25 protein-coding genes and 1 riboswitch are annotated in these 26970 nt (G+C 70.1%); of the genes, 12 read left to right on the forward strand and 13 right to left on the reverse strand.

Translation table 11 applies throughout. The features are described 5' to 3' along the window. Positions 1 to 114: 114 nt before the first annotated feature. The 5 genes from IWH25_RS10715 (at position 115) to IWH25_RS10735 (ending at position 4957) form a co-directional block, all read left to right on the forward strand. Positions 115 to 330, forward strand: coding sequence for a hypothetical protein (locus IWH25_RS10715; RefSeq protein WP_203385796.1), 216 nt, complete (start codon positions 115 to 117; stop codon positions 328 to 330). A 219-nt stretch (positions 331 to 549) separates the two neighbouring features. Then, on the forward strand, positions 550 to 1251 hold the full coding sequence (locus tag IWH25_RS10720) for a hypothetical protein (RefSeq protein ID WP_203385797.1): 702 nt from the start codon (positions 550 to 552) through the stop codon (positions 1249 to 1251). After that, positions 1248 to 2405 (forward strand): M48 family metallopeptidase, encoded by a 1158-nt coding sequence (locus IWH25_RS10725; protein WP_203385798.1) that lies wholly within the window; start codon positions 1248 to 1250, stop codon positions 2403 to 2405. Before IWH25_RS10720 ends, IWH25_RS10725 begins: the two co-directional genes overlap by 4 nt. Beyond that, positions 2402 to 2974 (forward strand): hypothetical protein, encoded by a 573-nt coding sequence (locus IWH25_RS10730; protein ID WP_203385799.1) that lies wholly within the window; start codon positions 2402 to 2404, stop codon positions 2972 to 2974. The genes IWH25_RS10725 and IWH25_RS10730 overlap by 4 nt, the downstream gene beginning before the upstream one ends. Positions 2975 to 3079: 105 nt before the next feature. Continuing rightward, positions 3080 to 4957 (forward strand): C1 family peptidase, encoded by a 1878-nt coding sequence (locus IWH25_RS10735; RefSeq protein WP_203385800.1) that lies wholly within the window; start codon positions 3080 to 3082, stop codon positions 4955 to 4957. Here the strand turns inward: IWH25_RS10735 and IWH25_RS10740 are convergent. After that, entirely contained in the window at positions 4951 to 5469 is a 519-nt protein-coding gene (locus IWH25_RS10740; protein WP_203385801.1) for a TssQ family T6SS-associated lipoprotein, read from the reverse strand. The two genes, IWH25_RS10735 and IWH25_RS10740, sit on opposite strands and share 7 nt — an antisense overlap. After that, positions 5466 to 6866, reverse strand: a complete 1401-nt coding sequence (locus tag IWH25_RS10745; protein WP_203385802.1) for a serine/threonine-protein kinase — start codon at positions 6864 to 6866, stop codon at positions 5466 to 5468. The genes IWH25_RS10740 and IWH25_RS10745 overlap by 4 nt, the downstream gene beginning before the upstream one ends. 157 nt (positions 6867 to 7023) lie before the next feature. On the opposite strand from IWH25_RS10745, the gene IWH25_RS10750 reads away from it, so the two are divergent. From IWH25_RS10750 to IWH25_RS10770, 5 genes are all read left to right on the forward strand, one after another. Then, on the forward strand, positions 7024 to 7845 hold the full coding sequence (locus IWH25_RS10750; protein WP_203385803.1) for a PP2C family protein-serine/threonine phosphatase: 822 nt from the start codon (positions 7024 to 7026) through the stop codon (positions 7843 to 7845). A 24-nt stretch (positions 7846 to 7869) separates the two neighbouring features. After that, entirely contained in the window at positions 7870 to 8568 is a 699-nt protein-coding gene (locus IWH25_RS10755; protein ID WP_203385804.1) for an FHA domain-containing protein, read from the forward strand. A 168-nt stretch (positions 8569 to 8736) separates the two neighbouring features. Then, entirely contained in the window at positions 8737 to 9228 is a 492-nt protein-coding gene (locus tag IWH25_RS10760; RefSeq protein WP_203385805.1) for a cytochrome C, read from the forward strand. Between the two features lie 86 nt (positions 9229 to 9314). Then, complete coding sequence (locus tag IWH25_RS10765) at positions 9315 to 9827, forward strand: hypothetical protein (protein WP_203385806.1); 513 nt, start codon at positions 9315 to 9317, stop codon at positions 9825 to 9827. Then, on the forward strand, positions 9824 to 11200 hold the full coding sequence (locus IWH25_RS10770; protein ID WP_203385807.1) for a GAF domain-containing protein: 1377 nt from the start codon (positions 9824 to 9826) through the stop codon (positions 11198 to 11200). Before IWH25_RS10765 ends, IWH25_RS10770 begins: the two co-directional genes overlap by 4 nt. Positions 11201 to 11422: 222 nt before the next feature. Here the strand turns inward: IWH25_RS10770 and IWH25_RS10775 are convergent, their stop codons facing one another. The 6 genes from IWH25_RS10775 to asd all read right to left on the reverse strand — a co-directional run bounded on the left by IWH25_RS10775 (position 11423) and on the right by asd (position 15849). After that, the gene (locus IWH25_RS10775) at positions 11423 to 11911 is read right to left on the reverse strand and encodes a hypothetical protein (protein WP_203385808.1); all 489 of its coding nucleotides are present in this window, start codon (positions 11909 to 11911) and stop codon (positions 11423 to 11425) included. A gap of 97 nt (positions 11912 to 12008) precedes the next feature. Next, a riboswitch (cyclic di-GMP riboswitch) is annotated at positions 12009 to 12106 on the reverse strand. A gap of 76 nt (positions 12107 to 12182) precedes the next feature. After that, on the reverse strand, positions 12183 to 13316 hold the full coding sequence (locus tag IWH25_RS10780; RefSeq protein ID WP_203385809.1) for an HD-GYP domain-containing protein: 1134 nt from the start codon (positions 13314 to 13316) through the stop codon (positions 12183 to 12185). A 209-nt stretch (positions 13317 to 13525) separates the two neighbouring features. Beyond that, entirely contained in the window at positions 13526 to 13771 is a 246-nt protein-coding gene (locus tag IWH25_RS10785; protein WP_203385810.1) for a hypothetical protein, read from the reverse strand. A gap of 152 nt (positions 13772 to 13923) precedes the next feature. Continuing rightward, positions 13924 to 14553: a CBS domain-containing protein gene (locus IWH25_RS10790; protein ID WP_203385811.1), complete on the reverse strand. Its 630-nt coding sequence runs from the start codon at positions 14551 to 14553 to the stop codon at positions 13924 to 13926. Between the two features lie 76 nt (positions 14554 to 14629). Beyond that, a complete protein-coding gene (locus IWH25_RS10795; RefSeq protein ID WP_203385812.1) occupies positions 14630 to 15001 on the reverse strand; it encodes a hypothetical protein in 372 nt (123 codons plus the stop codon). Continuing rightward, complete coding sequence (asd, locus tag IWH25_RS10800) at positions 14998 to 15849, reverse strand: archaetidylserine decarboxylase (protein ID WP_203385813.1); 852 nt, start codon at positions 15847 to 15849, stop codon at positions 14998 to 15000. The genes IWH25_RS10795 and asd overlap by 4 nt, the downstream gene beginning before the upstream one ends. Positions 15850 to 15944: 95 nt before the next feature. Here asd and IWH25_RS10805 point away from each other — a divergent pair, with 95 nt between their 5' ends. Beyond that, positions 15945 to 17384, forward strand: a complete 1440-nt coding sequence (locus IWH25_RS10805) for an aldehyde dehydrogenase family protein (RefSeq protein ID WP_203385814.1) — start codon at positions 15945 to 15947, stop codon at positions 17382 to 17384. Between the two features lie 39 nt (positions 17385 to 17423). On the opposite strand, the gene IWH25_RS10810 is transcribed toward IWH25_RS10805, so the two are convergent. Beyond that, positions 17424 to 18587 carry an NnrS family protein gene (locus tag IWH25_RS10810; protein WP_203385815.1) on the reverse strand — a complete coding sequence of 388 codons (1164 nt, stop codon included), beginning with the start codon at positions 18585 to 18587 and terminating at the stop codon, positions 17424 to 17426. A gap of 204 nt (positions 18588 to 18791) precedes the next feature. On the opposite strand from IWH25_RS10810, the gene IWH25_RS10815 reads away from it, so the two are divergent. Then, entirely contained in the window at positions 18792 to 20048 is a 1257-nt protein-coding gene (locus tag IWH25_RS10815; protein ID WP_203385816.1) for a nitronate monooxygenase, read from the forward strand. A 16-nt stretch (positions 20049 to 20064) separates the two neighbouring features. Here the strand turns inward: IWH25_RS10815 and IWH25_RS10820 are convergent, their stop codons facing one another. The 4 genes from IWH25_RS10820 to IWH25_RS10835 are packed head-to-tail and all read right to left on the reverse strand — an operon-like array spanning position 20065 to position 26768. Beyond that, complete coding sequence (locus IWH25_RS10820; RefSeq protein WP_203385817.1) at positions 20065 to 22389, reverse strand: EAL domain-containing protein; 2325 nt, start codon at positions 22387 to 22389, stop codon at positions 20065 to 20067. Next, on the reverse strand, positions 22376 to 22765 hold the full coding sequence (locus IWH25_RS10825) for a response regulator (protein ID WP_203385818.1): 390 nt from the start codon (positions 22763 to 22765) through the stop codon (positions 22376 to 22378). Before IWH25_RS10825 ends, IWH25_RS10820 begins: the two co-directional genes overlap by 14 nt. Then, entirely contained in the window at positions 22762 to 23157 is a 396-nt protein-coding gene (locus IWH25_RS10830; RefSeq protein WP_203385819.1) for a response regulator, read from the reverse strand. Before IWH25_RS10830 ends, IWH25_RS10825 begins: the two co-directional genes overlap by 4 nt. Further along, entirely contained in the window at positions 23154 to 26768 is a 3615-nt protein-coding gene (locus IWH25_RS10835; RefSeq protein WP_203385820.1) for a response regulator, read from the reverse strand. Before IWH25_RS10835 ends, IWH25_RS10830 begins: the two co-directional genes overlap by 4 nt. Between the last annotated feature and the right edge of the window lie 202 nt (positions 26769 to 26970).

A 26970-nucleotide genomic window follows, 5' to 3' on the forward strand; every position in this document is an offset into this window, starting at 1 on the left:
ACCGGGCGGGTCTGCCTTTATCGAATGGCGCCTCGACAGACACCCGGAGTGTGGCAGAACTGGATACTTGATGGCAGATGGCGCGGCGAGGTCAGGCCCGATCGGTATTCCTGTATGAATACTCACGTTGGTCGGCACGTCGTCCGCGTTGGCGGCAGTGAAAATAAACTTGAGTTCATGCTTGAAAAGAATCAGGAGATATTCATCAGGTTTGAGGTTGATCCTTCATTTTTTGGAACGTTTTATCCGATCTCGGTGGATCGCCAAACAGCCAGAAATGAACTTAAGAGCAAGGGCTACGATATTGACCGCCCTGATATTGCACGCTGACGTGCGACACGTCACAGAAGACGTTTCGACATACTCAGGGGAGGTAGATGGGTTGCACGTTTCCGGTTGATCTCCCCGAATCCCGGATCGATCCGGGAACGTCGCCTCGCCCGCCTCAAAAGCCGCCTGCAATCGCCGCCCTGACCCGCCCCTTGGCGGCCAGTCGCCACCGATGCTAGTCTTCCGCCTCGATTCGGAATGCATAGAGGAGAGGGGTCGATGGCGATGCTGCTGCGCCGGTTCATAATTCTGCTGTTCGCGTTCGCCGCTGCGGGGGCGGCATGGGCCGATGCGCGCAATCTGGCGCCCGGTTTCGGCATCGTGCCCAAGGGGTCGCGCCTCGTCGTCATGCAGCCGGACATCGAGCTGTTCGAGCTGTCGGCCGGCGGCGTGCAGGAGCCGAAGGCGGACTGGACCGAGGCGGCGCTGCACCACACCCAGGCGGCGCTGCGCAACAAGACCGTGGCGCTCGGCCTGCAACTGCGCGAGATCTCCGACGACGAGGCCGACGAACTGGCCGAGATCAACACGCTGCACGCGGCGGTGGCGCGCTCGATTTCGCTGCACCACATGTGGGGCGGCAACTTCGCGCTGCCGACCAAGGGCGGCCGGCTGGACTGGTCGCTCGGCGACGCGGTGGCGCCGATCCGCACGCTGACCGGCGCCGACTACGCGCTGTTCGTCTGGATGCGCGACAGCTACGCCAGCGCCGAGCGCAAGGTGACGATGGTGGCGATGGCGCTGCTCGGCGTCGGCCTGGTCGGCGGCATGCAGGTCGGCTACGCGTCGCTGGTCGACCTGCAGAGCGGCCGCGTGCTGTGGTTCAACCAGCTGCTGCGCGGCAACGGCGACCTGCGCGAAGCCGGGCCGGCGGCGGAGACGATCGGCGCGCTGCTCGCCAACTTCCCGAAGACGCGATGAAGCGCCGCCGCCTGCTGCTCGCCGGCGCCGCCTGCTGCGCCGGCGCCCACACCGCCGCGGCCTGGGCGGAGACGCTCGGCTACGCGGCGCCCGAGCGCTTCGCGCGGCCCGACGTCGCCACCGACGAGGGCGGGCTGTGGGCGATGATGGACCGCGAGGAGCGCAACCTGCGGCGCAGCCCGCTGCTGCTGCGCGATCCCAAGCTCAGGAACTACGTCCAGGACATCGCCTGCCGGCTGGGCGGCGAGCATTGCCCGGACATCCGCGTGCATCTGGTGCGCACGCCGCTGTTCAACGCCAGCATGGCGCCGAACGGCATGATGCAGGTGTGGAGCGGCCTGCTGCTGCGCGCCGAGAACGAGGCGCAGCTCGCTGCGGTGATCGGCCACGAGATCGGCCACTACCTGCAGCGGCATTCGGTCGAGCGCCTGCGCGACCTCAAGGCGAAGTCGGCGTTCGGCCAGTTCATCGGGCTCTTCGGCGTCGTCGGCGCGGTCGGGCAGCTGGCGCTGCTGGCCAGCGCCTTCGCCTACAGCCGCGACCACGAGCGCGAGGCCGACCGCATCGGCGCCGTGCTGATGCACAACGCCGGCTACGACGTCGCGGAATCGGCCAAGGTCTGGGGCAACCTGCTCGCCGAGGCGCGCGCGCGGCTGGGCAAGGAGCCGGAGGAATCGAGCCCGCTCTTCGCCACGCACCCGTCGTCGCCGGAGCGGCGCGAGACGCTGGCCGGCTACGCGGCGGTGCTGCCCGGCGGCGGCACCGGCGAGGAGGCCTTCGTCCGCCACACCGGACCCTTTCTCGCGGAATGGCTGCAGGACGAGGTCAAGCGCGGCCAGTACGCGGAGAGCCTGGTCTTGTTCACGCGCATGCTCGAGCGGCGGCGCGCGGCGCCGTTGGTGCAGTTCCACCGCGGTGAGGCCTTCCGCCTGCGCGGCGAGAACGGCGACCTCGAGCGCGCACTCGACGACTACCGCGCCGCGGCGGCAGCGCCGGACGCGCCGCCGCCGGCCTTCCGCGGCATCGGCCTGGTCGCCCGCCAGCGCGGGCAGGCGGCCGAGGCGCGCCAGGCCTTCGCGCGCTACCTCGAACTCGCGCCGGATGCGCCGGACGCGGCCTTGATCAGGAACTACCTGTCGGAGCTGGAATCATGAAGAAACTCGTCGTCGTCGCGCTGGTGCTGCTGCTTTCGGCCTGCGCGTCGGTCCGCAAGGTGGAGTCGGGCAATCGCGCCGTCGGCGAACGGCTCACGATCAACATCCAGGGGGCGTGGAACCACCTCGACTTCCCCGGCATCGAGCCGGCCCAGATCTGGACCATGGAAGGCGTCACCATCGACGAGTTCCTGATCTATTCCGGCATCCGCGACGGCCAGGCGATGCACCCGAGGAACGGCATGGGCAGCGAGCAGAAGGACCACGTCTTCCGCAGCGGCATGCAGATCGAGGAGGTCGTCTCGCTGTTCGAGGGCGTGCTGTCGCGCGACGGATCGACCTTCAAGCTGCTCAAGCTGGAGCCCTATCCGTTTGCCGGCCGCAAGGGCTTCCGCTTCGAATACGAGCGCATCCGCAAGGCCGACAACGTGCAGCTGCGCGGCCTCGGCTTCGGCGCCGTCGACCGCGGCGAGTTGTTCGCGCTGGTCTACCAGGCGCCGCGGCTGACCTTCTTCCCGCGCCACCGCGAGCGCATCGAGGCCATCGCCGGCTCGGCCGCGATCAAGTAACTCCGGCGCCGCCACGCGCGGCATGCCGGCGTGGTTTTTCTCCTTGCCAATGTCGATTTACGGGCTAAGTTGTGTATTCCGATGACATTGCAAGGAGGGCCGGCGATGACCACCCAATCCGGGCGCCCCGTGCGCAACGCCAACCGCGACGCCTTCGACCGGCGCGACCTGATCTATTCGGCACCGCTGGTCGAGCTGCCGGCGACGCTGCTGCCGAACTGGGACTGGATCGAGCCGCTCGACCAGGGCAAGCAGGGCGCCTGCACCGGCTTCGGGCTGGCGGCGGCGATCAACTTCCTGCTCGCCGCCCGCCGCTGCGCCCGCGCCAGGGGGCCGGAGGAGCGCGTCAGCGCGCGCATGCTGTTCCAGATGGCCCGGCGCTACGACCAGTGGGCCGGCGAAAACTACGACTGGTCGAGCGCGCGCGGCGCGATGAAGGGCTGGTTCCGGACCGGCGTCTGCTCCGAGGCGCTGTGGCCGAACAAGCCGGCGGGCAACGGCGGCGACCGGCTGACGCGCGAGCGCCAGCTCGATGCCCTGCGCACGCCGCTCGGCGCCTACTACCGCATCCTGCCGCGGCGCAATGACGTGCATGCGGCGCTGGTCGAGGCCGGCGTCGTCTACGCGGTCGCCGACACCCACGACGGCTGGGACGAGGCCGTCGGCGCCGAGGCGATCGACTACCAGCCCGGCGCCGGCGGGGGCGGCGGCCACGCCTTCGCCATCGTCGGCTACACCGCCGACGGCTTTCTCGTGCAGAACTCGTGGGGCCGCGACTGGGGCGGCTTCAAGGACGCCGACGGCCGGCGCCGCGCCGGCGTCGCGCTGTGGCGCTACGCCGACTTCGACGCCAACGTCTGGGACCTCTGGGTGGCGCGCCTGGCGCTGCCGGTCGAGTCGCTGGCGGCGCTGGGCGCAGGCGGCTACCGGGCGAAGCCCGGCGGCGGCCGCGAGAAGGTGTCCGGGCCGCCGCAGCACGAAATCCGCGGCCACTACCTGCACATCGACGACGGCCAGTACGACCCGCGGGGCCGCTACCCGAGCGACGCCGGCGAGGTCGACGAGATCGTCGGCCGGCTGGTCGACGGCGGCACGCGGCACCTGCTGCTCTTCGCGCACGGCGGCCTCAACACCGTCGACGGCGCGGCGACGCGGGTCGCCCGCTGGCAGCCGGTGTTCGCCGACAACGGCATCGCCGAGCTGCACTTCATCTGGGAGACCGGCTTCCTCGCCGAGTTGCGCGACGTGCTGCTCGGCAAGGAACGCTTCGTCGAGGAGCGCGTCGCCGGCGTTTCCGACTGGTGGGACGACTGGGTCGAGCGCGCCAGCCAGCCGCTCGGCCACGCGCTGTGGCACGAGATGCGCAGCGACGCCGAAGTCGCCTTCGCCGGCCGCAGCGCCGCCGGCCGCCATTTCGTCGACGCGCTGGTGAAGAGGCTGGCGGCGAGCGGGCAGCCGCCGCAGGTGCACCTCGTCTGCCACAGCGCCGGCGCCATCTGGATGGGGCACCTGCTCGACGCCTGGCGCCGCGCCGGCGGCCCGGCGATCGACAACCTGATCCTCTTCGCGCCGGCGTGCACCGTCGACTTCTTCTTCGACAAATACGCCGCGCTGCCCGATACGCTGCTGAAGACGATGCGCCTCTTCCAGCTCGACGACGACACCGAGCGCGACGACAACGTCGCCGTGGTCTATCGCAAGTCGCTGCTCTACCTGGTTTCGCGCGCCTTCGAGGAGAAGGGGCGGGTGGTGCCGCTGCTGGGCATGGCGAAACACGCCGCGGCGGTCGACGCGCGCCTCGCCGCCAACCATCCCGGCAAGACGCTGCAGCGCTTCGTCACCGGCACCCACCCGCAGCAGACGCGCGCCGACTCCCACGGCGGCTTCGACAACGATCCGTTCACGATGAACCACATGCTGCAGCTGGTGCTCGGCGGGCCGCCGCCGCGACCGTTCGCGGCGGCGGATCTGGACGGTTACTGAGGCGGCTGCTTCGCCGTCGTCGATTTCGCCGCCGGCTTCGCGGCGGGCTTCGCCGCCGGCGCCGCCTTCAGCTTGCGGAACACCGGTCCCCAGGTCGGGTGACCCGCTTCGGCCGGGGTCAGCGCGAAGTCGGGGTCGGCGGCGAGCGCCTTGCCGAACTCCTCGCGGCACTGCTTCTCGCGGCGCGACACGCAGTGGATGAAGGCCAGGTACTTGTGCGCCTGCGCCTGCTCCGCCTTGCTCTCCAGCCCGCCGTCGAGCGCCGCCTGCAGCTGCCTGGCGGCGGCCTTGTGCTGGCCGTTCTCGTAGCTGGCGATGCCGGCGGCGAGCTCCTGCTGCGCCTTGCTCGGCGCCGGGGCGGCGGCCGCCGCCGGCTTGGCTTCGGCCGCGGCCGGCGCCTTGGCCGGCGGCGCCTCCTTGCTTTCGGGCGCGGGCGTCGTTGCGCAGCCGGCGAGGAGGAGGGCGGCGATCAGGGCGGGCAGGGCGGTGCAGCGGAGCGGGGTCATGGTCATTGGAATTTGTGCTTGATGCGCAGCTTGCTGTCGGCGGCGACGTCGAGCGTCTGCTTGCGCGGCGGGAAGGTGGTGTTGCGGATTTCGATCAGGTGCCGGCCGGGCGGCAGGCTCAGCTCCATCAGCGGCGGCGAGACGCCGGCCGGCTTGCCGTCGACGAGGACTTCGCCCCACGGGGCGATCGCCAGCCGGACGACGCCGTTGGCCGGCACGGCCGGCGTTTCCGCCGCGGCGGCAGCCGGCGCCGGGCTGGCGGATACCGGGTCGGCGGCCGGCGCGGGCTTGGCGGCGGATGCCGCCGATGCCGCCTCGGCCGTGGCGGCGGGCACTTCCGCCGCCGGCGACGACGCCGGGCGCGACAGGAAGAAGGCGGCGGCGCCGAGCGCGGCGAGCAGCGCCAGCGCGCCGAGCGCGAGCGGCGCCGGCGTGCGGCGGACGGCGGCCGCCGGCGGCGGCAGCGTCGCCGGCTGCGTGGTCTCGTCGCCGGCGTCGCGGATGACGTCGATCGCCACCGTGTCGTCGCCGCCGCCGTTGCCGATCGGGATCTCGTGCGCCGGCTGGTGGCTGGCGGCGGGCAGGCAGGCCGCGATCTCGCGCAGTTCGGCGGCCATCGTCGCGGCGTCCTGGTAGCGCGCCGCCGGGTCCTTCTGCAGCGCGCGCGCGACGATCGCATCGAAGCTCGCCGGGATGCGCGGGTCGTGCTGCGACGGCAGCGGCGCCTCGGCGTTGAGCACCTGGTACAGCGTCGCGTTGAGGTTGTCGCCGGCGAAGGGCGCGCTGCCGGTGAGCAGCTCGTAGAGCATCACCCCGAGCGAGAAGACGTCGGAGCGGCCATCGACGGTCTTGCCGGTGATCTGCTCCGGCGACATGTATTTCGGCGAGCCGAAGGCGGTGCCGGCCATCGTCAGCGAGCCGCTCGGCAGCTGCGCGACGCCGAAGTCGGTGATCTTCGCGATGCCGTTCTCCAGCACCATGATGTTCGCCGGCTTGATGTCGCGATGCACGACCTGGTTCGCGTGCGCGAAGGCCAGCCCCTCGGCGACCTGCGCCGCGATGTCGGCGATCCAGGCGTGGGCGAGGATCGCGCCGCTGTCGAGGATGTCGCGCAGCGAGCGGCCGGCGAGGAACTCCATCGCGATGTACGCCTGCTCGCCGCTGCGGCCGACGTCGTGGATGGTGACGATGTTCGGGTGGTTCAGGCGGCCGGCGGATTTCGCCTCGCGGTAGAAGCGCTGCTCGAAGGCCTCCGTCTCGGCCGGCGAGAGGCCGGCGCAGCTGATCGTCTTGATCGCCAGGGTGCGTTCGAGCAGCGGGTCGCGCGCCTGGTAGACGATGCCCATCGCGCCGCGACCGAGGGTGGCGACGAGTTCGTAGCGGCCGAGTTGGGGGAAGGACATGTCCGGAGGGCTAGCCGGTGGCCGGAGCGCGGATCGAAAGGAGCGCAAACATTAGATTTTTGTGTCATGACTGTCAAGGAAACGGCCATTCTGCCGCCCGGGCGGCAGCCCCGCCGTGCTATAGTCCGCGCTGCCCGAAGCCTCTTTCCCAAACCCAGTGAACCCGTCCGAATTCGCCATCGAAGGCGTCTGCCTGTCCGACGTCGGCAAAGTCCGTACGTGCAACGAGGACAGCGTCGCCGTGGATGCCGGCAACGGCATCGCCGTGCTTGCCGACGGCATGGGTGGGCACCGCGCCGGCGACGTCGCCAGCCGCCTGGCGCTCGATACGCTGCTCGAGCGGCTGCCGGAGAAGATCCGCCTCTACCGCGCCGGCGGCCGCCGGCCGACGCCGCTGCAGTTCTGCGAGCAGATCGTCGGCGAGGCCAACCTCGCCGTGCATCGCGCCGCGCAGCGGCAGGCGGCGCTGCGCGGGATGGGCACGACGCTGGCGCTGGCGCTGTTCCACGACGACCGCGCGGCGCTGGTGCATGTCGGCGATTCGCGCATCTACCGCCTGCGCGACGGCCGCCTCGAGCTGCTCACGCGCGACGATTCGCTGCTGCGCGAGCAGGTCGACCAGGGACTGATCGCGGCCGAGGAGGCGGGCGACTCGCACAACCGCCACCTGGTCACCGGCGCCCTCGGCATCGCGCCGACGGTGCGCGTGCACCAGCGCGACGAGGAAGTGCGCGCCGGCGACCTCTACCTGCTCTGCTCGGACGGCCTCACCGACCTCGTCGACGAGGACGACATCGCGCTCATCCTGCGCGAGCTGCAGGCCAACCTGCCGCTGGCGGCGACACACCTGGTGCAGCTCGCCAACGACTGCGGCGGTTTCGATAACGTATCGGTCGCGCTGGTCCGCGTCGTCGCGCCGCGCGCGGCCGCGGCGCCCACCGGCGGCCTGCTCGGCCGGCTGGTCGGCTGGTTCCGCTAGCGGCGCGGCGATCGGGAGAGCCTCGTGGCCAAGCTCGTACTCAGTTCCGGCGGCAGCATCCTGCACCAGTACTTCATCGACGAGGCGCCGGTCGGCATCGGCCGCGACCCGGCGAACACCGTGCACATCGACCACCCGACGGTCAGCCGCCGGCACGCGCGCATCGTCGCCGTCGGCGAGGACCACATCATCGAGGACCTCGGCGGCAGCAATGGCACCTTCGTGAACGGCAGCCGCGTCGAACGCCGCATCCTGCAGCACCGCGACGTCGTCGACTGCGGCGCCTACCAGCTGCGCTACCTGAACACCCGCCTCGCGGCCGAGGTCGAACTCGACCGCACGATGCTGATCAGCGCGCTGCCGGGCGAAGTGAAGGCGGCCGCGGCGCACGATCCGCTCGCCGCCAGCCAGCCGATCCCGGCGCGGCGGCAGGCCCGCGTGCGTTTCCCGAGCGCCAGCGTGCGCCGCCTGACCGGCCCCGGCGCCGGCCAGCGCGTGCCGCTCGACCGCGTCGTCGCCACCTTCGGCCGCCCCGGCCAACAGGTGGTGGTGTTCACGCGCCGGCCGCAGGGCTTCTTCCTGTCGGTCGTCGAGGGCGCGGCGACGGTGCGCGTCGGCGGCCGCAGCGTCGACGCATTCCCGCATCCGCTCCGCGACGGCGACGAAATCGAGGTCGCCGGTCAGCTCCTCGAGTTCACGCTGAACCCCGCTGCGCCGGCCTGAGGCGCGCGCGCCGGCGGCGTTTAGCGAATTCTTAGGATCGCCTGAGCGAAGATATTAGGAATCATCACCGCCGCCGCAGATCAAACTGTCTCGCATCCGGAGACGTGCGTGGCCACGTGGTCACGCAGCCGCTCCGGACTACACAGCGAACCTCAACCGGAGACAGTCATGACCCGATACCCCCGAATCCTCGCCGCCCTTGCCGTTGCCGGCATGGTGGCCGTGCCGCCGGCCGCGCAGGCCGACGCCGCCGCCGACCGGAAGCTGGTCGAGCGCGGCCGCTACGTGATCAAGATCGCCGGCTGCAACGATTGCCATACCCCCGGCTACGCGATGACCGATGGCAAGGTACCGGAGAAGGAGTGGCTGATCGGCGACCAGCTCGGCTGGCGCGGGCCGTGGGGGACGACCTATCCGCCGAACCTGCGGCGGACGATGGCGCGGCTCTCCGAGAGCGAATGGCTGGCGCTCGCGCACAACGCCAATTTCCGGCCGCCGATGCCCTCCGTGTCGCTGCGCAACATGTCGGACGCCGACTTGCGCGCGGTCTATCGCTACGTGCGCTCGCTCGGCCCCGGCGGCGGCGACGTGCCGGCCTACGTGCCGCCGGACGGCTCGCCGGCGGGGCCGGTGGTGATGTTCCCGGCACCGCCCAACTGAACGCCGGCGGCGGGTGGGGCGGTGCGGCATTTTCGCGATGCGCAAGGGGTGGCAGGGCGGCGAAAGCTGGCTATCATTTCCGCATCATGGCCGATCCCGCTTCCGCTCCACGTCCGGTTCCCGCCCTCCTCGACTCCGCCGCCGCCGAATTCATCACCAGCGGAATTTCGATCAACGCCGCCGGCGCCCGGCCGGGCACCGTGCCGAGCATGGCGCGCGCGACCGGCTGCCGGGTTGCCGCCGACGCCCGCAGCGTCGCGCTGCTCTTCGCCAGCACGCCGGCGGCGGCGCTGCTCGACGACATCCGCCGCAGCGGAGCGATCGCCGTCGTCTTCAGCCAGCCGAGCACGCACCGCACGCTGCAGTTGAAGGGCGACGACGCGCGTATCGTGCCGCCGGCGGCCGGCGACGCGGCGCTGGCCGCGGCCTACGTGAAGATATTTACCGACGGCCTGACGCGGCTCGGCTATCCGGGCGAGGTGCTGCGCGCCGTGCTCGCGCACGACCCCGGCGACCTCGTCGCGGTCGAGTTCACGCCGCTCGCCGCCTTCTCGCAGACGCCGGGGCCGGGTGCCGGCGAGCCGCTGGTGCGCGCATGAGGATCAAGCTCGACGCGATCCGCGAGTGTCTGGAAGGCGTCATTCCCGGCAACATCGCCACCCGCGCCGCCGACGGCACGCCGAACATCGCCTATCTGTCGCAGGCGAAGTATGTCGACAGTGAGCATGTCGCGCTTTCCTACCAGTTTTTCAACACCACGCGCCGCAACATCCTGGCCTTTCCCTATGCGCGGGTGTCGTTGATCAACCCGCTGACCGGCGCCCACTGCCGGCTGTCGCTGCGCTACCTGCGCACCGAGGAGGCGGGACCGCTGTTCGAGAACATGAAGGTGCGGCTCGCCGGCATCGCCTCGCATACCGGCATGAGCGGCGTCTTCCGGCTGCTCGGCGCCGACGTCTATCGTGTGCTCGATATCGAGCAGGTGCCGGGGTACACGCTGCCGGCGCCGCCGCCGCCCTGCAACTTGCTGGCGGCGCTGCGCGCCAGCGCCGAACGCCTGTGCGGCTGCGGCGACCTGGACAGCATGCTGGCCGAGTTCCTCGTCTGCCTGGAGCAATTCTTCGACATCCGCCACGCGATGGTGCTGCTGCTCGACGAAGCCGGCGAGCGCCTGTACACCGTCGCCAGCCGCGGCTACGCCGAGTCCGGCGTCGGCTCCGAGATCGCCGTCGGCGACGGCGTGATCGGCGTCGCTGCGCGCGAGCGGACGCCGATCCGCATCGGCCACTTCACCGCCGAGTACAGCTACGGGCGGGCCATCCGGGAGAGCCTCACGCGGCGCGGGCTGGCGGGGGCGGTCGAGACCGAGATTCCGCTGCCCGGCCTGCCCGAGTCGCGCAGCCAGCTGGCGGTGCCGATCAAGGCCTGCCAGCGCCTGACCGGCGTGCTCTACGTCGAGAGTCCGCAGGACCTGCGTTTCAGCTACGACGACGAGGATGCGCTGGTGGCGCTCGCCGGCCAGCTCGGCGTCGCCATCCGCCTGCTGCAGCAGGGGCAGGAGGGCGCGGAGTGTGCCGAGGGCGGCGACCAGCCCCCCGTGGGCGAAGCCGCGGTGCCGGCCGTGCCGGTGGCGGGTGCGCCGCTGCGCGTCCGCCACTATGCCGAGAACGACAGCGTTTTCCTCGATGGCGACTACCTGATCAAGGGCGTTGCCGGCTCGATCTTCTGGGCGCTGGTGCGCGACTACGACGGGAAGGGACAGCAGCATTTCAGCAACCGCGAACTGCGCCTCGACCCGCGCATCCGCCTGCCGGACATCAGCGACAACCTGGAAGCCCGGCTGATCCTGCTCGCGCGGCGGCTGGTCGAGCGCGCCGCGCCGCTGCGCATCGAGAAGACCGGCCGCGGCCGCTTCCGGCTGCATGTCGAGCGGCCGCTGTCGCTGGTCGAGATCGCCGGCGACGGCAGCTGACGCCGCCTGCCGGCGCGGCCTTCCTTAAATTTCCTTCCGCGTTTCCAGATTCTTCGTCAAGCCGCCGCCGCACGCCGCGCGAGTGGCTGCAGTACAGCGCATCCGGTCGGTGCCGACGACATCGCCGCCGGCGTCCGGCGGCCGCTGCGGCGGCGCGGCGAGCCCGAGGGTAGTGGCGTGATCGCTCCCGCCGCGCAGGGGCGGGGTGTGGGGGGAGGGGGCTCAGTAGGCGCGCCCGGCCGCTGCCAGTTGCGTGGCGGGCGGCGCGCCGGCGATCCGGGTGTCGCCCGGCTGCGGCCAGTCGAGGTGGCGCAGCAGGATCTGCGCGATCTCCCCGTGTTCCGGCACCTGCTGCGTGTATTGCACCGAGCAGTCGGCGCGGCCGCCGCACATCGTGGCTTCGGCGAGCAGGCGCGGGAAGTGGACGTCGTAGGGGTCGGTGTACATCGGGATGCGGATCAGCACCGCCTTGAACGACGAGGGCTTGCTGCGCAGCTCCTGGACGATCCGCGGCAGCTGGGCGGTCGTCTTGCCGGCGGCGGTCGGCGCCGGGTCGGAGTCGAGCAGGCAGTGGATATGCACCTGTTGGTCGTACCAGCAGCGCCAGTGCAGGTTCTGGCGGTCGGCAGCGGGGTCGGCGGCGCGCGCCGGGGCGGTGGCGAGGAGGGAGCAGCCGAGGAATGCCAGGCAAAAGAAAAGGCGCTTGACCATGTTGTCTCTCCACTCTTGTTGTCGTTGTCGCCAGAAACTCCCTGGCGTTTTGCCCGGACAACTGCGGAGAGAGGATCAAGTGCCTTCTCTACCATGTTTCGGTGGCCCCGCTGGCTTGCGAATCGGTTGCTGGTCGATTCCGTCAGCCCGGTAGCTTTGCGCCCCCGCCTTTCGACGGGTTTGCCTTTGTCGTGCAGGCAATGGTTAATCTAGATCAAAGAATTTTCGCTGGCAAGCAGAAAGTGAAAACCTGCGGCGGGCGAAACGGGGATCACCGGAACCTGGCGTCCTTGCCCCAGACGTGGGCCATGCGCACCGGCGTTGTCAGCTTGTCGAAGGTGATCACTTCGTCGATCGCGGAATCGGGCAGGTGCGTCTTGCGGTACGAGGCGACCTCGAGGAACAGCCCGCTCTTGGCGATCACCGCGTGCACCGCCGGCGTGTCCGGGCTTTCGCCGGGGCCGGTGACGACGCCGATTTCGGCGGTCTTCAGCCGCACCAGCGTGCCCACCGGGTAGATGCCGACGATGCGGATCAGCGTTGCGGCGACGGTGACGTCGATCTGCTGCCCCTGCTTCAGGTAGAGGTCGCGCAGCGCCTGGTTCGGCTTGTGCGGGCCGTGGTAGGCGCGGCTGGAGACCATCGCGCCGTAGCGGTCGGCGATGCCGATGATGCGTGCGCCGATCGCGATCGCGTCGCCGGCGAGGCCGTCGGGGTAGCCTGAGCCGTCGCTGTTCTCGTGGTGCTGACGGACGCAGGCGAGCCAGGCGGCGTCGGCGACGCCGAGCCGCTTCAGCCGTTCGGCGCCGTGCGCCGGGTGCTGGCGGATCATCGCCAGCAGCTTGTCGTTGAGCGCGCCGGTGATCGCGTCGACCTTGTCCTGCACCTCGAACATGCCGATGTTCATCGTCAGCGCGGCGCCGATCGTCGCCCGCTGCGCCGCTGCGTCGAGCGCCAGCTCGCGGCCGAGCAGGCAGGCGAGGATGGCGGTGTCGATCGCGTGCTTCACCGTGTAGCCGGTGTCGTGCATCAGCAGGATCGACGACATCGCCAGCGCCGGGTGCAGGTCGCAGGCGGCCTGCACCGAGTCGATCAGCTTCGTCATGCGGCCGGCGAAGTCGAGCGTCTGCTCGGGGCTGTGCGCGCAGATGTGGCCGAGGCTGCGGCGGGCGTCGACCAGATGCTGCATCGCGGTCGGCTTCTCGGCGGCGGCAGCCGGGTCGAGCGGCCGCGCGGACGAGTCGTCGCGCTGCAGGAAGAGGCCTTCGTCGATCAGGCGCTCGAGCGCCATCTGGCTCTGTACCGACTGCCCCTTGCGCAAGAGCAGCACGCCGTCGGCGCCGTAGGCGTCCCATGGCAGCGGCTGGCCGACCTTCAGATCCTGCAGCGTGATGCGCTGTTTCATGATGCCTTGCCTCCCCGGGGGAGCGGGTGGCTGCCCGCTCGGCAAAACATGTCGTCGGCGGCGTGCGGAAAGGGCGACGTCGCGTCGGGAATTCCGCAATCACCCGCCGATTGCCACTCCCGTTTGTTTCATGCTACTTCCGTGTCGCCGAAAATCAAAGCATTTCAACGACTTGCCCGGCGCCCGGGTGGCGGCATGTTTTGCCGTGCTCAGTGCAGGACCAGCCGGAAGCAGGGCAGCGGCGAGATCGCCTCGCCGGTCTCGACCAGGAACATCCCTTGCGTCAGTGCTGCAAGCTTGAGCAGGAGCAGCGGGGACAGTGTGCCGCTGGCGAGCAGTTCGAGTTCTTCGCCGGACTTCATCGCCAGGCTCAACGGTCCGGGGTGGAAGCCATCCGCCTCGTCGTGGCCGACCAGTTCATCGAGGTCGGTGTCGGGGGTGCATTGATGTCGCATGCGCGCCTCCTTGCAGCTTTCACCTTCGTTAACGGCAACGCCGGAAGAAAGCTGAATGGTGATGGGCAAAGCGATGCAAGATGCACGCCAGGTTGCGGGTGCGATGTCGGGGGCGCCCCCCCGTTCCGTCGGGCGCTGTGCCGGGTGCCGCGCTATCGCCAGAGCGACAGCGGCGGGTCGGCGACCACCGCGCGCAGCAGGTCGCCACGGGAAACGAAGCCGACCAGCGCCTGCCGCTCGTCGACGATCGGCACGCCGTCGACGCCGCGTTCGAGCATCACCCGGGCGATGTAGCGGATGTCGGTGAGCGGGTCGGCGGCGACCACCGGCGAGGTCATCACGTCGGCGACGCGCTGCGCCATGACCGCGCCGGCCGTGCCGCGCTCGGGGTCGAGCGCGACGAGCAGGTCGTGCTCGCTGACGATGCCGACCAGGCCGCCATCGCGGCCGAGCACCGGCGCCTGCCGGATGCGGCGCTCGACCAGCAGGCGCCAGGCGCGGGCGACCTCGTCGGCGGCGGCGAGGGCGAGCACCTGCGGCCGCATGATCTGTCGCGCATGCACCAGCGGCCCGCGCTCTTCGTCGATGTGCAGCATGCGGCGATAGGCGGCGGAGGCCGCCCGCCGGCTTTCCGGCAGCACCCGCGCCGCGGCGTCGCCGAGTTCGGCGCCGGCGGTGCCGATCGCATCGACCGCCCGCCGCCGCCCGACCTGGCGCACGTCCGGCAGCTGCTCCAGCCGCCCCGAGAAGATCTGACCGTTGACCCCGTAGATTCCGAACATGCGCCGCACTCCTTGCCTTCAGTCTAGGCAGTCCGGGCGCCGATGGGTAGGGTCCGGCGCCGGCGTGGCGCGGTGCTCAGTCCGGCAGCACCGCGACGTGGCGGACGAAGGTCAGCGACGGGAAGGTGCGCTGCAGCACCTTGCTGTAGAAGTTCGCCATCGTCGCGCCGTCGGCGTAGCGGATCGTCGCCCCGGCGGCGACGTCCAGCCGCGGCGCCGCGAGCCAGCGGCTGCCGCCGTCGGCGGCGACTTCGAGGTAGGTGTATTCGTTGACGTTGATTGCGCTCAGCACCGTGCCCCGGTGCGGCAGTTCGCTCGCGGCCGGCGCCGCCTGCGGCGCCAGCAGCTCGACCGCCTTCGCCGGCGACGGGTGGCCCGGCGGCGGTTCGGCCCGGGCCGGCGCGGCGAGCGCGATGGCTAAGAGCAGCGCGGCGGCGCGCGCGATCATGCCGCGCCGGCCATGCCCATCGCCTCGCCCATGCGCACGGCGCGTGCCGGTGCCCAGTCGGCGTTGAAGGCGAGGGCGTCCTTCGGGAAGAGCATGACGACGGTCGAGCCGAGCAGGAAGCGGCCCATCTCCTCGCCCTGCTGCAGCACGATGCCCTGCTCGTCGTAGCGCCACTCGCGGACGACGCCGGGGCGCGGCGGATTGACCGTGCCGTGCCAGACAGTGGCCATGCTGCCGACGATGGTGGCGCCGACCAGCGTCAGCACGAAGGGGCCGTGCGCCGAGTCGAAGACGCAGACGACGCGTTCGTTGCGCGCGAAGAGTCCGGGCACGCCGCGCGCGGTCGCCGGATTCACCGAGAACAGCTCGCCGGGGACGTGGATCATGCGCAGCAGCCGCCCGGCGCAGGGCATGTGGATGCGGTGGTAGTCGCGCGGGCTGAGGTAGAGCGTGGCGAAGCTGCCGTTCTCGAAGCGTGCGGCGAGTTCGCGGTCGCCGCCGACGAGCGCCGTCGTCGAATAGCGGTGGCCCTTGGCCTGGAAGATCTGGTCGCGCTCGATGGCGCCGAACTGGCTGATCGCGCCGTCGACCGGGCAGACGAAGTCGGCGGCGGCGAGCGCACGCGCGCCGTCCTTCAGCGGCCGCGTGAAGAACTCGTTGAAGCTCTTGTAGGCGGCGACGTCCGGGTTCGCGGCTTCCGCCATGTTCACGCCGTAGCGGCCGACGAACCAGCGGATGGTGCGGGTGGTCAGCGCACCCGCTTCGGCGCCGGCGAGGCGTCCGGCGAGGCGGGTCAGGGCCTGTTTCGGCAGAAGGTATTGGGCGAGGACGGCGAGGCGGTCGGACACGGTAGCGGGGGGAAGTCGAACGACCGGCGATTATACCGGCCCTTGTCCGGGCTAACATTGGGGTCTTTGCTTTCCTTTGTGAAAGGAGTTCGGCGATGCAGGAACGGACGCAACTCTATATCGGCGGGCGCTGGCTGGCGGCGCACGGCAGCGGCAGCATCGCGGTCGATTGTCCGGCCGACGGCAGCGTGCTGGCGACGATACCGGCCGGCGACGCGGCCGACGCGGCGGCGGCGGTGGCCGCGGCGCGCGAGGCGTTTCCGGGCTGGGCGGCGACGCCGGCGGTCGAGCGCGCGGCGCTGCTGAAGCAGGTGCAGGAGGCGATGAAGCTGCGCGGCGACGAGATCGCACGCACCATCTCGTCGGAGATGGGGGCGCCGCTGGCCTTCTCGCAGCGCGTGCAGCTCGCCTCGCCGGCAGCGACCTTCAGCATGTACGCGAAGCTGCTCGCCGATTTTCCGTTCGCCGAGCGCGTCGGCCATTCGCTGGTGCTGCGCGAACCGGTCGGCGTCGTCGCCGCGATCACGCCGTGGAATTACCCGCTGCACCAGATCGCCGCCAAGGTCGCGGCGGCGCTGGCCGCCGGCTGCACGGTGGTGCTCAAACCCTCCGAGGTGGCGCCGCTGAACGCGTTCATCCTCGCCGAGATCTTCGACGACCTCGGCCTGCCGCCCGGCGTCTTCAACCTCGTCACCGGTGTCGGGCCGGTCGTCGGCGAAGCGCTGGCGACGCACCCGGACGTGGACATGGTCTCCTTCACCGGCTCGACGCAAGCCGGCAAGCGCGTCGCCGCACTGGCGGCCGACACCGTCAAGCGCGTCGCGCTCGAACTCGGCGGCAAGTCGGCCGGGATCGTGCTCGACGATGCCGATTTCGCGCTCGCGGTGCCGGCGGTGGTCGCCAACTGCTACGCCAACGCCGGCCAGACCTGCACCGCGCAGACCCGGCTGCTGGTGCCGGCGGCGCGCTACGCCGAGGCGGCGGAGCTGGCGGTCGCCGCCGCGCGGAAATTCCGCGTCGGCGAGCCGCTGGCCGAGGGTACGACGCTCGGTCCGCTGGCCTCGAAGGCCCAGCAGCAGCGGGTGCGCGAGTACATCGCCAAGGGCGTTGCGGAAGGGGCCGAGCTGCTGACGGGCGGCGGCGAACTGCCGGCCGGCGTTCCGGCGGGTGGCTTCTACGTGACGCCGACGGTGTTCGGCCGCGTCCGTCCGGAGCACGTGATCGCGCAGGAGGAAATCTTCGGGCCGGTGCTGGCTATCATCACCTACGAAGACGAGGACGACGCGGTGCGCATCGCCAACGGCACGCCCTACGGGCTCGCCGGCGGCGTCTGGGCGGCCGGCGACGAACGCGCCGAGGCGGTCGCGCGCCGGCTGCGCACCGGCCAGATCGAGATCAACGGCGGCCCGTTCAACCTCTACGCGCCGTTCGGCGGCTACAAGCAGTCGGGCAACGGCCGCGAGCTGGGCCGCTACGGGCTGGAGGAATTCCTCGAATACAAGTCGCTGCAGTTCCGGCCGCCGGCGAAGGGCTGAGGCCGGCCGGCGCTTGCGGGGGGCGGGCCGGCGGCCCGCTCAGTGCACCTTGCCGTCGACGCGCGGCTGCAGCAGCCGCGGGATGTAGCGCCAGCCGAGCAGGCCGAAGGCGACGAACCAGCAGGCCGCTGCCGCATGCACCCAGGCGGGGTAGGCCTCGGGCCACAGCTGCGGTGCGACCACGCGCAGGACGAAGGCGGCGATCATGATCTTCAAGAGCAGCTTGTCGAGGCGGTCGAAGACCACCTTGCGGCCGGTGTGGCCGTTGGCGATGCGGACGATCATCGCCGGGATGATCAGCCCCATCGTGCCGAAGGTGAAGATGTGCACCGGCAGCGTGCCGATCCAGTGCAGGTTGGCGAAGCGGCCGAAGCCGTCGAGCAGCAGTTGGCCGACGATGCCGAGGTAGCCGAGGTGCATGATGCCGATGTCGATGCGCGTCATCGCCGTCAGCGGCTTCCAGAAGAAGAAGCGGCCGAGCAGCGCCGAGGCGAGCGTCAGCGCGATGGCGCCGGACAGGATCGGCGGCAGCAGGCTCTCGAAGACCATGAGCAGCGCCAGCAGCTTGATCGCGTTGTCGAGCGGCGCCTTCCTGAGGATCGTCGCCTGGAAGACGCCCTTCATGAACTGCGTCAGCGTCCGTTCGAGCATGACCAGGAAGGCCAGCCGGTAGAGCCCCAGCGTCATGCTCCAGCCGGTGGCGAAGGTGTCGGGGGCGAGCAGCAGGTTCTTGGCGACGATGAACAGCGGCAGCGCGATCAGGAAGAAGCGGTTGTCGACGCGGTAGCTGTCGTCCTCGCGGTGACGGACCAGCGTCCACAGCAGCATGAGGACGATGCCGCCGAGGAAGAGGTTGCCGACGACGGCGAACAGCAGCGGCGGCAGGTAGCCGGCGTACCACATGCCCAGCCGCTCGAGCAGCCAAGCGGCGGCGAGCAGGATCAGCGGCGTGCCGTGGTAGCCGCGGACGCCGACCCAGTTCTTGGTCGAGGTCAGCAGGAAGCCGCCGAGCACCGCCCAGCCGAAACCGAAGAACATCTCGTGGGCGTGCCACTGGTTGGGCGCCAGCGGCGACGCCGGAGGCGTCACGACACCGGTGAACAGCAGTGTCCAGGCGAGCGGCAGCGCCATGCCGGAGAGGCAGGCGAGCGCGAAGAAGGGGCGGAAACCGACCAGCCAGAGCGGGTGTTCGGAGAAACGCATGCGCATGCTCCCTGGCGACGGCCCGTCGGCGGGCCGGAAAAAGGCGCACAGTATACCGTCCCGCGGCGGGCGCTTTTTTGATCCGGATGCCGGTTTCCGCGTTTCAAACGGGCAAGCGCGGGCCGGCACAATCGCGTAAAATCCGGCCCTTGCCCCGGAGTGCGCGCCGAGATTGCGCCCGGGCGGCGAACCGGAAGGATGAGAATGAAGCGTGTGGACGATTTCCGCTTGCGATTTGGCAAGCGCGAGCTGGTGCCGATCATGATCGGTGGCATGGGTGTCGATATCTCGACGACCGATCTGGCACTGGAGGCTGCGCGGCTGGGCGGCGTCGGCCACATCTCGGACGCGATGATCAACACCGTCGCCGACCGCCGCTACCAGACCAAGTTCGTCAAGGACAAGCTCAAGCAGTACAAATTCAACGTCGAGAACGCCGACAAGGCCGTGGTCAAGTTCGACCTCGGCACGGTCGAGGAAGCGACCCGCCTGCACGTGCGCAGCGCGATGGACCGCAAGCAGGGCGACGGCATGATCTTCATCAACTGCATGGAAAAGTTGACGATGAACGCGCCGAAGGAGACGCTCAAGGTGCGCCTCACCGCCGCGCTCGACGCCGGCATCGACGGCATCACGCTCGCCGCCGGCCTGCACCTCGGTTCGCTGGCGCTGATCGAGGACCACCCGCGCTTCCGCGACGCGAAGATCGGCATCATCGTCTCCTCGGTGCGTGCGCTGCAGCTGTTCCTGAAGAAGAACGCCCGCCTGAACCGCATGCCCGACTACATCGTCGTCGAAGGCCCGCTCGCCGGCGGCCACCTCGGCTTCGGCATGGACTGGGCCGAGTACGACCTGGCGACGATCACCGCCGAAGTCATCGCCTACCTGCGTGAAGAAAAGCTAGACATCCCGGTGATTCCGGCCGGCGGCATCTTCACCGGCAGCGATGCGGTCGGTTTCCTGGAGACCGGCGCCGCCGCCGTGCAGGTGGCGACGCGCTTCACCGTGGCGAAAGAGTGCGGCCTGCCTGAGAAGGTGCAGCAGGAATACTTCAAGGCCGACGAGGACGACATCGAGGTCAACCAGATCTCGCCGACCGGCTATCCGATGCGCATGCTGAAGAACAGCCCGGCCATCGGCAGCGGCATCCGCCCGAACTGCGAGGCCTACGGCTACCTGCTCGACGCCAACGGCAAGTGCGCCTACATCACCTCGTACAACCGCGAGGTGGCGCTGCATCCGGACGCACGCCGCGTGTCGGTGATGGACAAGACCTGCCTGTGCACGCACATGCGCAACTTCGACTGCTGGACCTGCGGCCACTATACCTACCGCCTGAAGGACACTACCCGCCAGCGTGCCGACGGCAGTTACCAGATCCTTTCCGCCGAGCACATCTTCCACGACTACCAGTTCAGCACCGACGGCAAGATCGCGCTGCCGGAGGCCGAAGCGGCCTGAGCCGGCGCGGCGGCCGTCAGGCGTCGAGCCCCGCCGGCCGCTGTGCGTGCAACAGGCGCGTGAGCTCCCGGTTCTCACGCGCCAGTTCGTAGATGCGGAACGCTTCCTGGATGCTGTCGCACAGCGCCTTGTCCTCCCAGGGCTTGGTCAGGAACTTGTAGACGGCACCCTGGTTGACGGCGTCGATCACCGAATTGAGTTCGGTGTAGCCGGACAGCACGATGCGCAAGGTTTCCGGGTGGAGTTCCTTGACCCGGCGCAGGAATTCGGTGCCGGTCATTTCCGGCATGCGCTGGTCGCAGATGACCACCCCCGGCCGCTGCGTCGCCATCAGGTCGAAGCCTTCGCGCGTGCTGGTGGTTGCCTCGATGCGGTAGCCCTTGCCGCGCAGCAGCCGCTTCAGCGCCGAGATCACGTTCGGCTCGTCGTCGACCAGCAGCAGCACCCGCTCCGGCTTTTCGGCCTGCGCCGCGGGAATGCACCGTCCCTCGCGCAGCAGCGCGACGAATTCGTTCTCGGGCAGCGGGCGGCTGAAGTAGTAGCCCTGGATTTCTTCGCAGCCGATGCCGTTCAGGAAGCCGAGCTGGCCTTCCGTCTCGACGCCTTCGGCGATCACCGACAGCCCGAGGCTGTGCGCCATGCCGACCACGGCGCGCGCGATCGCCGCGTCGCCCGGGTTGGAGGTGATGTGGGAGACGAAGCTGCGGTCGATCTTGATGCGGGCGACCGGCAGCCGCTGCAGGTAGCTGAGCGACGAGTAGCCGGTGCCGAAATCGTCGAGGGCGTGCGAGAGGCCGTCGTCGTTCAGTTCGTGCATCGTGCGGATGACCTTGTCGGCATCGCGCAGGACGGCGCTTTCGGTCAGCTCCAGCTCCAGCCGCTGCGGCTCGAGTCCGGTGGCGTCGAGCGCGCGCCGCACCAGGCCGCGGATGTCGTGGTCGCGGAACTGCCTCGCCGAGACGTTGACCGCGATGCGCAGCGGCGGCAGGCCCGCATCCAGCCAGCGCCGCGCGGCGCGGCAGGCCTCGTGCAGCACCCATTCGCCGACCGGGCCGATCAGCCCGCTGTCCTCGAGCAGCGCGATGAAGTGGTTCGGCGCGATCTGGCCGTGCCCCGGGCGCTGCCAGCGCAGCAGTGCCTCGGCGCCGACGACCCGGCCGCTGGCGAGTCCGACCTGCGGCTGGTAATGCAGCGTGAACTCCTCGCGTTCGAGCGCGCGGCGCAACGCGGTGTCGAGGTCGAGGCGCCGGCGCGAGCCGTCGTCCATCTCGGGGATGAAGAAGCGGCAGTGGCCGGAGACGTCGTGGGCGGTATCGGTTGCTGCCTGCATCGCGTGCTTCAGCAGCTCGGCCGGGGTGCTGTCCTGGGGGTGGACGGCGATGCCGACGAAGGGGTCGAGGAGCACCTCCCGCCCGTTGGTGCGGACCGGTTCGGCGAGGGCCTTGTGGATGCTCCAGGCCAGTTCCTCGACGACGTCAAGCCCGTCCGGTTCGCACAGCATCACCGCGAACATCGCCTCCGCGACGCGCGCGACCGGCAGTGTCGGCTGTGCCGTCTCGAGTCGCGCGGCGGCCGCGCGGACCAGGTCCTGGCCGGCGCCGGCGCCGAGCGATTGCATGATGCTGTGGTAGTGCCGCAGGTCGGCGACGAGGACGGCGACCTTCTGCTCCGGCCTTTGGCAGGCTTCGGCGAGCCGTTCCTCGAACAGCTCGCGGCTGGGCAGGCCGGTCTGCGTGTCGTAGTAGGCGAGGTAGCGCATCTTGCTTTCGGCGGCGACGCGCTTCTCGTCGCGGCGGATCGCTTCGAGCGCGAACGAGAGGTCGTCGGCGACCTCGACCAGGAGGTTTACTTCCCGGTCGTTGAGCGTGTTCGGCTCGGTCGCCGCGACGTTGAAGGCGCCGATGATCTCGCCTTCGAGGTAGATCGGGAAGGCGCCGCCGCTGCGCACGTTCCATTGCTCGGTCAGCTCGCGCCAGGCGGCCATGCGCGGGTCGTCGCGGGTGTCGTTGACCACCACCGGGCGCTTGTCGCGCAGCGCGAGCAGCGTCGGCGTCGGATCGTCGGCGCTGCGGTTGACGCGCTTGAGCTGGTGCAGCGGGGCGAGGCCGGCGGCGGCTACCGGCACCGCGCGCGTGCTCGCCGGGTCGAGCAGGCTGACCCAGGCGAGGGCGAAGCCGCCGCATTCGATGGCGATGCGGCAGACGGCGCCGTAGAGCCCCTGCGGATCGTCGCTGCGCAGGATGGCGCGGTTGATCTGGCTGAGCATCGCATAGAGCTGGTTCAGCCGCTCCAGCTCGCGTTGCCCGGCCCCCGCATTAGTGCTCGTTTCAGGCGTCGTCATGGCGCTCCCCCAGCAGTTTGTCGACGCAGGCCTGCAGCACCCAGCGGTCGATCGGCTTGTTGATCACGTCGCGGATGCCGGCCGCCGCCAGGCGTGCGCGCGACGCGTCGTCGTCGAGGGCGGTGACCATGACGATCGGGATGTTGCGGGTGGCGGCGTCGGCGGCCAGCCGGCGCACCACCTCGAAGCCGTCCATGCCCGGCATCATCAGGTCGAGCAGGATGAGGTCGGGGACGGCGGCGGCGACCGCGGCGAGCGCGTCCTGCCCCGAATCGACGCTGTGCACGGCGTAACCCTCGGCGCGCAGCAGCGTCTCGATCAGCTTGCGGTTGCGGGGGTCGTCGTCGGCGACGAGGACATGCTTGGCGGAAGTCATTGCGGGGTCTCCCTGTGGGCGCAAGGCAGGGCGAGGACGCGCGCCACCTCCGCGAGAAAGTTCCGGTGCTCGATCGGCTTGGCGATGTAGCCATCGCAACCGCTGGCGAGCATCCGCTCCTCGTCGCCCTTCATCGCGAAGGCGGTGAGCGCGACCACCTTGATGCGGCGCGTGGCCGCGTCGCTCTTGAGGATGCGGGTAGCGGTCAGCCCGTCCATGCCGGGCAGCTGGATGTCCATCAGCACCAGATCGGGCTGCTGCGCGCGCGCCAGCACGATCGCGTCGCCGGCGTTGTCGGCCTGCAGCACGCGGTAGCCGGCCTTGCCGAGCAGCAGGCAGGCCAGCTTCATGTTGGCCGGGGAGTCTTCGACGACGAGCACGCAGCGTGTCATGGCGCGCTCCTCCTGCCAACGGCCCGCAGCGCCCGCCGGACCTCGCCGGTGAAGCGCCCATGGTCGAAGCTGGCTTTCTCCAGCGTCGCCGCGACTGCGCCGTCGAGGCTCTTCCGTTCCTCGGCCGACAGCGTCCTGGCGGTGACGATCACGATCGGCATCGCCGCCGTCTCCGGATCGCGACGCAGCGCCTCGACGACCTCGAAGCCGTTCAGGTCGGGCATCGTCAGGTCGAGCACGAGCAGGTCGGGCCGTTCGCGCCGCGCGGCGGCGACCGCCTCGCTGCCGCCGAAGGCGCGCAGCACGGCGTAGCCCGCCTCGGCAAGGTAGGCGGCGAGCAGCGCGACCGCCTGCGGGTCGTCGTCGGCGACCAGAACCTTGGGCGGCGGGCTCCGCCGCGCCAGCCCCACGTCCGCCAGCGCGCGCAGCAGGTCCGCGCGGGTCACCGGCTTCTGCAGCACGGCGCCGGCGCCGAGCGAGATGCCTCGCTGCGTGTCGGCGACGATCGAGACGATCACCACCGGCACCTGGGCCGCGGGCGAATCGGGTTGCTTCAACTGCGCCAGCAGCTCCCAGCCGTCGGCGTCGGGGAGCAGCAGGTCGAGGATGATCACCGCCGGCGTTTCCGCCGCGAGTTGCGCCAGTCCTTCCCGGCCGCCGGCGGCGTGGCGGACGGCGAAGCCCTCCGCTTCCAGTTGCAGCCGGAGCAGTTCGGCGGCGCGCGCGTCGTCCTCGATCACCAGCGCGACGGGGCGTCCGGCGACCGCCGCGCTTGGCTCGGGCGTGGGTTTTGTCTCCTCTGTCGCGGCGCCGGCGGCACGCCACGGCAGCCAGACGAGGAAGCGGCTGCCCTGGCCGGGCTCGCTTGCCAGCGCCGCGGTGCCGCCGTGCAGTTGCGCCAGCTTGAGTACCAGCGCGAGGCCCAGTCCGCTGCCCTTCGTCTCCCGCGCCAGCGAGGCGTCGAGCTGGGCGAAGGTGTGGAACAGGCGGGGCGCGTCGGCCGGCGCGATGCCGATGCCGGTGTCCTCGATCGCGAGTTCGAGGAATTCGTCGAATTCGCCCGGCGGCAGCGGCAGGCGCAGATTGGTCGTTTCCGCCGCTCTCCACGCCGTCACCTCGGCACGCGCGACGCGGCGCGCGCGCAGGGTCACGCTGCCGCCGTCGGGCGTGAATTTCACGGCGTTGGCGAGCAGGTTGTAGACGATCTGCTTGGTCTTCCGTGCATCGAGCTGCACGCTGCCCAGGTCCGCCGGCGCTTCCAGCCGCAGCCGGATACGGTGCGTCGCCGCCTGTTCCTTGACGATCGTCAGGCTGTTGGCGAGCAGCGTGCCGAGGTCGAGCGCTTCCAGGTCGAGCGTCATCTTGCCGGCCTCGATCCGCGACAGGTCGAGGATGTCGTTGATCAGCGACAGCAGGTGGCGGCCGCTGTCGTGGATGTCGCTGGCGTATTCGTTCTGCTCCGGCGTCAGCTCGCCGACCAGCCCATCGCGCAGCACTTCCGAGAAGCCGATGATGGCGTTGAGCGGCGTGCGCAGCTCGTGCGACATGTTGGCGAGGAACTCGCTCTTCATCCGCGTCGCTTCCTCGGCGGCTTCCTTGCCCCGGCGCAGCGCTTCCTCGGCGCGCTTGCGGTCCGTGATGTCGTAGACGGTCGAGCGGCTGGACAGATAGTTGCCGGCCCTGTCGCGGATCGCGGTGGCGTTGAGCAGTACCGGCAGCACGCTGCCGTCGCGGCGCAGCATCTCGAATTCGAAGTCGCGGATTTCACCGCACTCCTTGAAGTGCTGGAAACTCCCGGCGAAGGTCGCCCGGCTGGCCGGTGTCAGCAGGTCGGCGAAATGCCGGCGGCCGACGATCTCCTCGTGCGCGTAGCCGAGCCAGGCGAGCTCGGTGTCGTTGATGCGGATGATGCGCCCGTCGGCATCGAGCGAGTGGTAGCCGCAGGGCGCCTTGTTGTAGAGGTCTTCGATCTCGTCCGCCTGCAGGCTGCGCGCGCGGTCGCGCAGGCGGCAGATGCCGTAGGCGAGGTCGTCCGCCGCCTCGCCGAGCAGCCGGATCTCGTCCTCCTCGAAGGTATCGCCGTCGATGGCGTAGATATTGAGCACGCCGAAACAGTCGCCGTTGCTGCACAGCGGCAGCACCAGCGCCGCGCTGCAGCCGGCGTCGCTCATGCAGGCGAGCGGCGGATTGCCGTCGCCGACGCGGTACAGCGACGGCTGCCCGCTGCGCAGCACGGCGCCGGTGGTTGCGTTGCCGGCGATAGCCGAGTCCCAGGTCAGGCTGCGCGGGTCGAGAGCGGCGATGTCGAAGCCGCTGTGCGCCACTGGGCGGATCGTTTTTGCCGCGTCGTCCTCGCGGTAGCCGACCCAGGTCATCGGGTAGCCGCCAGCGTCGACGATCACGCGGCACATCGCGGCGAGCAGCGCGGGTTCGTCGGTCGCGTGCAGCATCGTGCGGTTGCCGGCGCTCAGTACCTTCAGCGCGCGGTTGGCGCGGGCGAGCGAACGGTCGCTGTCGAGCAGGCGCTGTTCGCGGTCCTGCAGGTGCGCTGCAGTGTCGTCGAAGGTGCGGGCGAGCTGGCCGATTTCGTCGGGTGCCGGCGGCAGTCCGCTGCGTGCCGCCAGGTCGCCGTCGCCGAGGCGCTGCGCAGCGGTGGTCAGCGCGCGCATGCGCCGCAGCACCAGCCAGTCGCCGCCGAACCAGGCGATCGCCAGCACCAGCAGGCTGGCCGCGAGCATCGCCGCCAGATTGCGCCGGAATTCCCGTTCGCTCGGCGCATAGACCTCGTCTTTCGGGATGCCGACGCGGACATAAAGGCATTTGCCGTCCTCGAAAAGGCGCAGGGGCTCGACGGCGTTCAACCGTACCACCCCATCGATCCCGGTCAGCTCGGCGAAGCCGCGGCAGCCGGCGCCGACGATGCGGTCGATCGCCGGTTCATAGGGCACCTTCCGTCCGGTCCATTCGCGTTGCGGATCGGGGTGGCGGGAGAGTATGACGCCATCGCTGTCGACCACCGCGATCGCCGTTCCCGGCGGCAGCGGTACAGAATCGGCGAGGCGTGACAGCCACGACAGGTCGAGCGCGGCGAAGAGGACCTTGCGCGTTGTGCCGGTATCGTCCAGAACAGGCAGCGACAGCGTCAGGCTGGGCAATCCGGAGAGGCGGCCGATCAGGTAGTCGCCGGCCGCGAAACCGCGACTGTCGAGCGCGCGGCGGAACCAGCTGCGGTCGGCGACGTTCATGCCGGCCTTGAAGCCGAGCGCGCTGCAGAGCATCGTGCCCTCGGCGTCGACGACGCCGATGTTGCCGTACATCGGGTTGTCGCGGCGGATCGTGTTCAGCGTGCGGCCGCATTCCGGATCGGTCGCCGCGTCGCGGACGATCGGCAGCCGCGAGAGGATGCCGAGCAGCAGCCGGGATTGCGCGATCAGGCGGCTCTGTTCCTCGGTGACATGGATCGCCAGTTGCCGGGTCTGCCGTTCGGTGCCGGCCCGCGCCTGCGCCCGCCCTTCCCACGCGGAGTAGGCGATCAGCATGAAACCGGGGGCGACAGCCAGCAGCACCAGCAGCAGCAGGCGTTCGCGAAGTCTTGGAAACCAGTGCGCCATGGACCGGACTTTCTGGATTGTTCTTCGTCTCGAAAAACCGCGTCGTGCGTCTATCTATTCGTCGTTCCTAACGTAGCAGTCATTGGCCCTTTGTTCAACGCAAAAAGATGCTGTCGGTATTACTTTGGTAATAGCCGGGTTATCGTTAGATTCGGGGGTTACAGCGGGTTCCGCAGGCGCCGCAAGGGGGCTCGCCACCGCC

Origin of the sequence: Azospira restricta (assembly GCF_016858125.1) — a bacterium.
Taxonomy (GTDB): domain Bacteria; phylum Pseudomonadota; class Gammaproteobacteria; order Burkholderiales; family Rhodocyclaceae; genus Proximibacter; species Proximibacter restrictus.

Excerpts from the sequence above, each read along its gene's own strand:
- IWH25_RS10715 (WP_203385796.1), top strand. The coding sequence starts at position 115 with ATGAATACTCACGTTGGTCGGCACGTCGTCCGCGTTGGCGGCAGTGAA.
- IWH25_RS10720 (WP_203385797.1), top strand. The coding sequence starts at position 550 with ATGGCGATGCTGCTGCGCCGGTTCATAATTCTGCTGTTCGCGTTCGCC.
- IWH25_RS10725 (WP_203385798.1), top strand. The coding sequence starts at position 1,248 with ATGAAGCGCCGCCGCCTGCTGCTCGCCGGCGCCGCCTGCTGCGCCGGC.
- IWH25_RS10730 (WP_203385799.1), top strand. The coding sequence starts at position 2,402 with ATGAAGAAACTCGTCGTCGTCGCGCTGGTGCTGCTGCTTTCGGCCTGC.
- IWH25_RS10735 (WP_203385800.1), top strand. The coding sequence starts at position 3,080 with ATGACCACCCAATCCGGGCGCCCCGTGCGCAACGCCAACCGCGACGCC.
- IWH25_RS10740 (WP_203385801.1), bottom strand. The coding sequence starts at position 5,469 with ATGACCATGACCCCGCTCCGCTGCACCGCCCTGCCCGCCCTGATCGCC.
- IWH25_RS10745 (WP_203385802.1), bottom strand. The coding sequence starts at position 6,866 with ATGTCCTTCCCCCAACTCGGCCGCTACGAACTCGTCGCCACCCTCGGT.
- IWH25_RS10760 (WP_203385805.1), top strand. The coding sequence starts at position 8,737 with ATGACCCGATACCCCCGAATCCTCGCCGCCCTTGCCGTTGCCGGCATG.
- IWH25_RS10765 (WP_203385806.1), top strand. The coding sequence starts at position 9,315 with ATGGCCGATCCCGCTTCCGCTCCACGTCCGGTTCCCGCCCTCCTCGAC.
- IWH25_RS10770 (WP_203385807.1), top strand. The coding sequence starts at position 9,824 with ATGAGGATCAAGCTCGACGCGATCCGCGAGTGTCTGGAAGGCGTCATT.
- IWH25_RS10775 (WP_203385808.1), bottom strand. The coding sequence starts at position 11,911 with ATGGTCAAGCGCCTTTTCTTTTGCCTGGCATTCCTCGGCTGCTCCCTC.
- IWH25_RS10780 (WP_203385809.1), bottom strand. The coding sequence starts at position 13,316 with ATGAAACAGCGCATCACGCTGCAGGATCTGAAGGTCGGCCAGCCGCTG.
- IWH25_RS10785 (WP_203385810.1), bottom strand. The coding sequence starts at position 13,771 with ATGCGACATCAATGCACCCCCGACACCGACCTCGATGAACTGGTCGGC.
- IWH25_RS10790 (WP_203385811.1), bottom strand. The coding sequence starts at position 14,553 with ATGTTCGGAATCTACGGGGTCAACGGTCAGATCTTCTCGGGGCGGCTG.
- IWH25_RS10795 (WP_203385812.1), bottom strand. The coding sequence starts at position 15,001 with ATGATCGCGCGCGCCGCCGCGCTGCTCTTAGCCATCGCGCTCGCCGCG.
- IWH25_RS10805 (WP_203385814.1), top strand. The coding sequence starts at position 15,945 with ATGCAGGAACGGACGCAACTCTATATCGGCGGGCGCTGGCTGGCGGCG.
- IWH25_RS10810 (WP_203385815.1), bottom strand. The coding sequence starts at position 18,587 with ATGCGTTTCTCCGAACACCCGCTCTGGCTGGTCGGTTTCCGCCCCTTC.
- IWH25_RS10815 (WP_203385816.1), top strand. The coding sequence starts at position 18,792 with ATGAAGCGTGTGGACGATTTCCGCTTGCGATTTGGCAAGCGCGAGCTG.
- IWH25_RS10820 (WP_203385817.1), bottom strand. The coding sequence starts at position 22,389 with ATGACGACGCCTGAAACGAGCACTAATGCGGGGGCCGGGCAACGCGAG.
- IWH25_RS10825 (WP_203385818.1), bottom strand. The coding sequence starts at position 22,765 with ATGACTTCCGCCAAGCATGTCCTCGTCGCCGACGACGACCCCCGCAAC.
- IWH25_RS10830 (WP_203385819.1), bottom strand. The coding sequence starts at position 23,157 with ATGACACGCTGCGTGCTCGTCGTCGAAGACTCCCCGGCCAACATGAAG.
- IWH25_RS10835 (WP_203385820.1), bottom strand. The coding sequence starts at position 26,768 with ATGGCGCACTGGTTTCCAAGACTTCGCGAACGCCTGCTGCTGCTGGTG.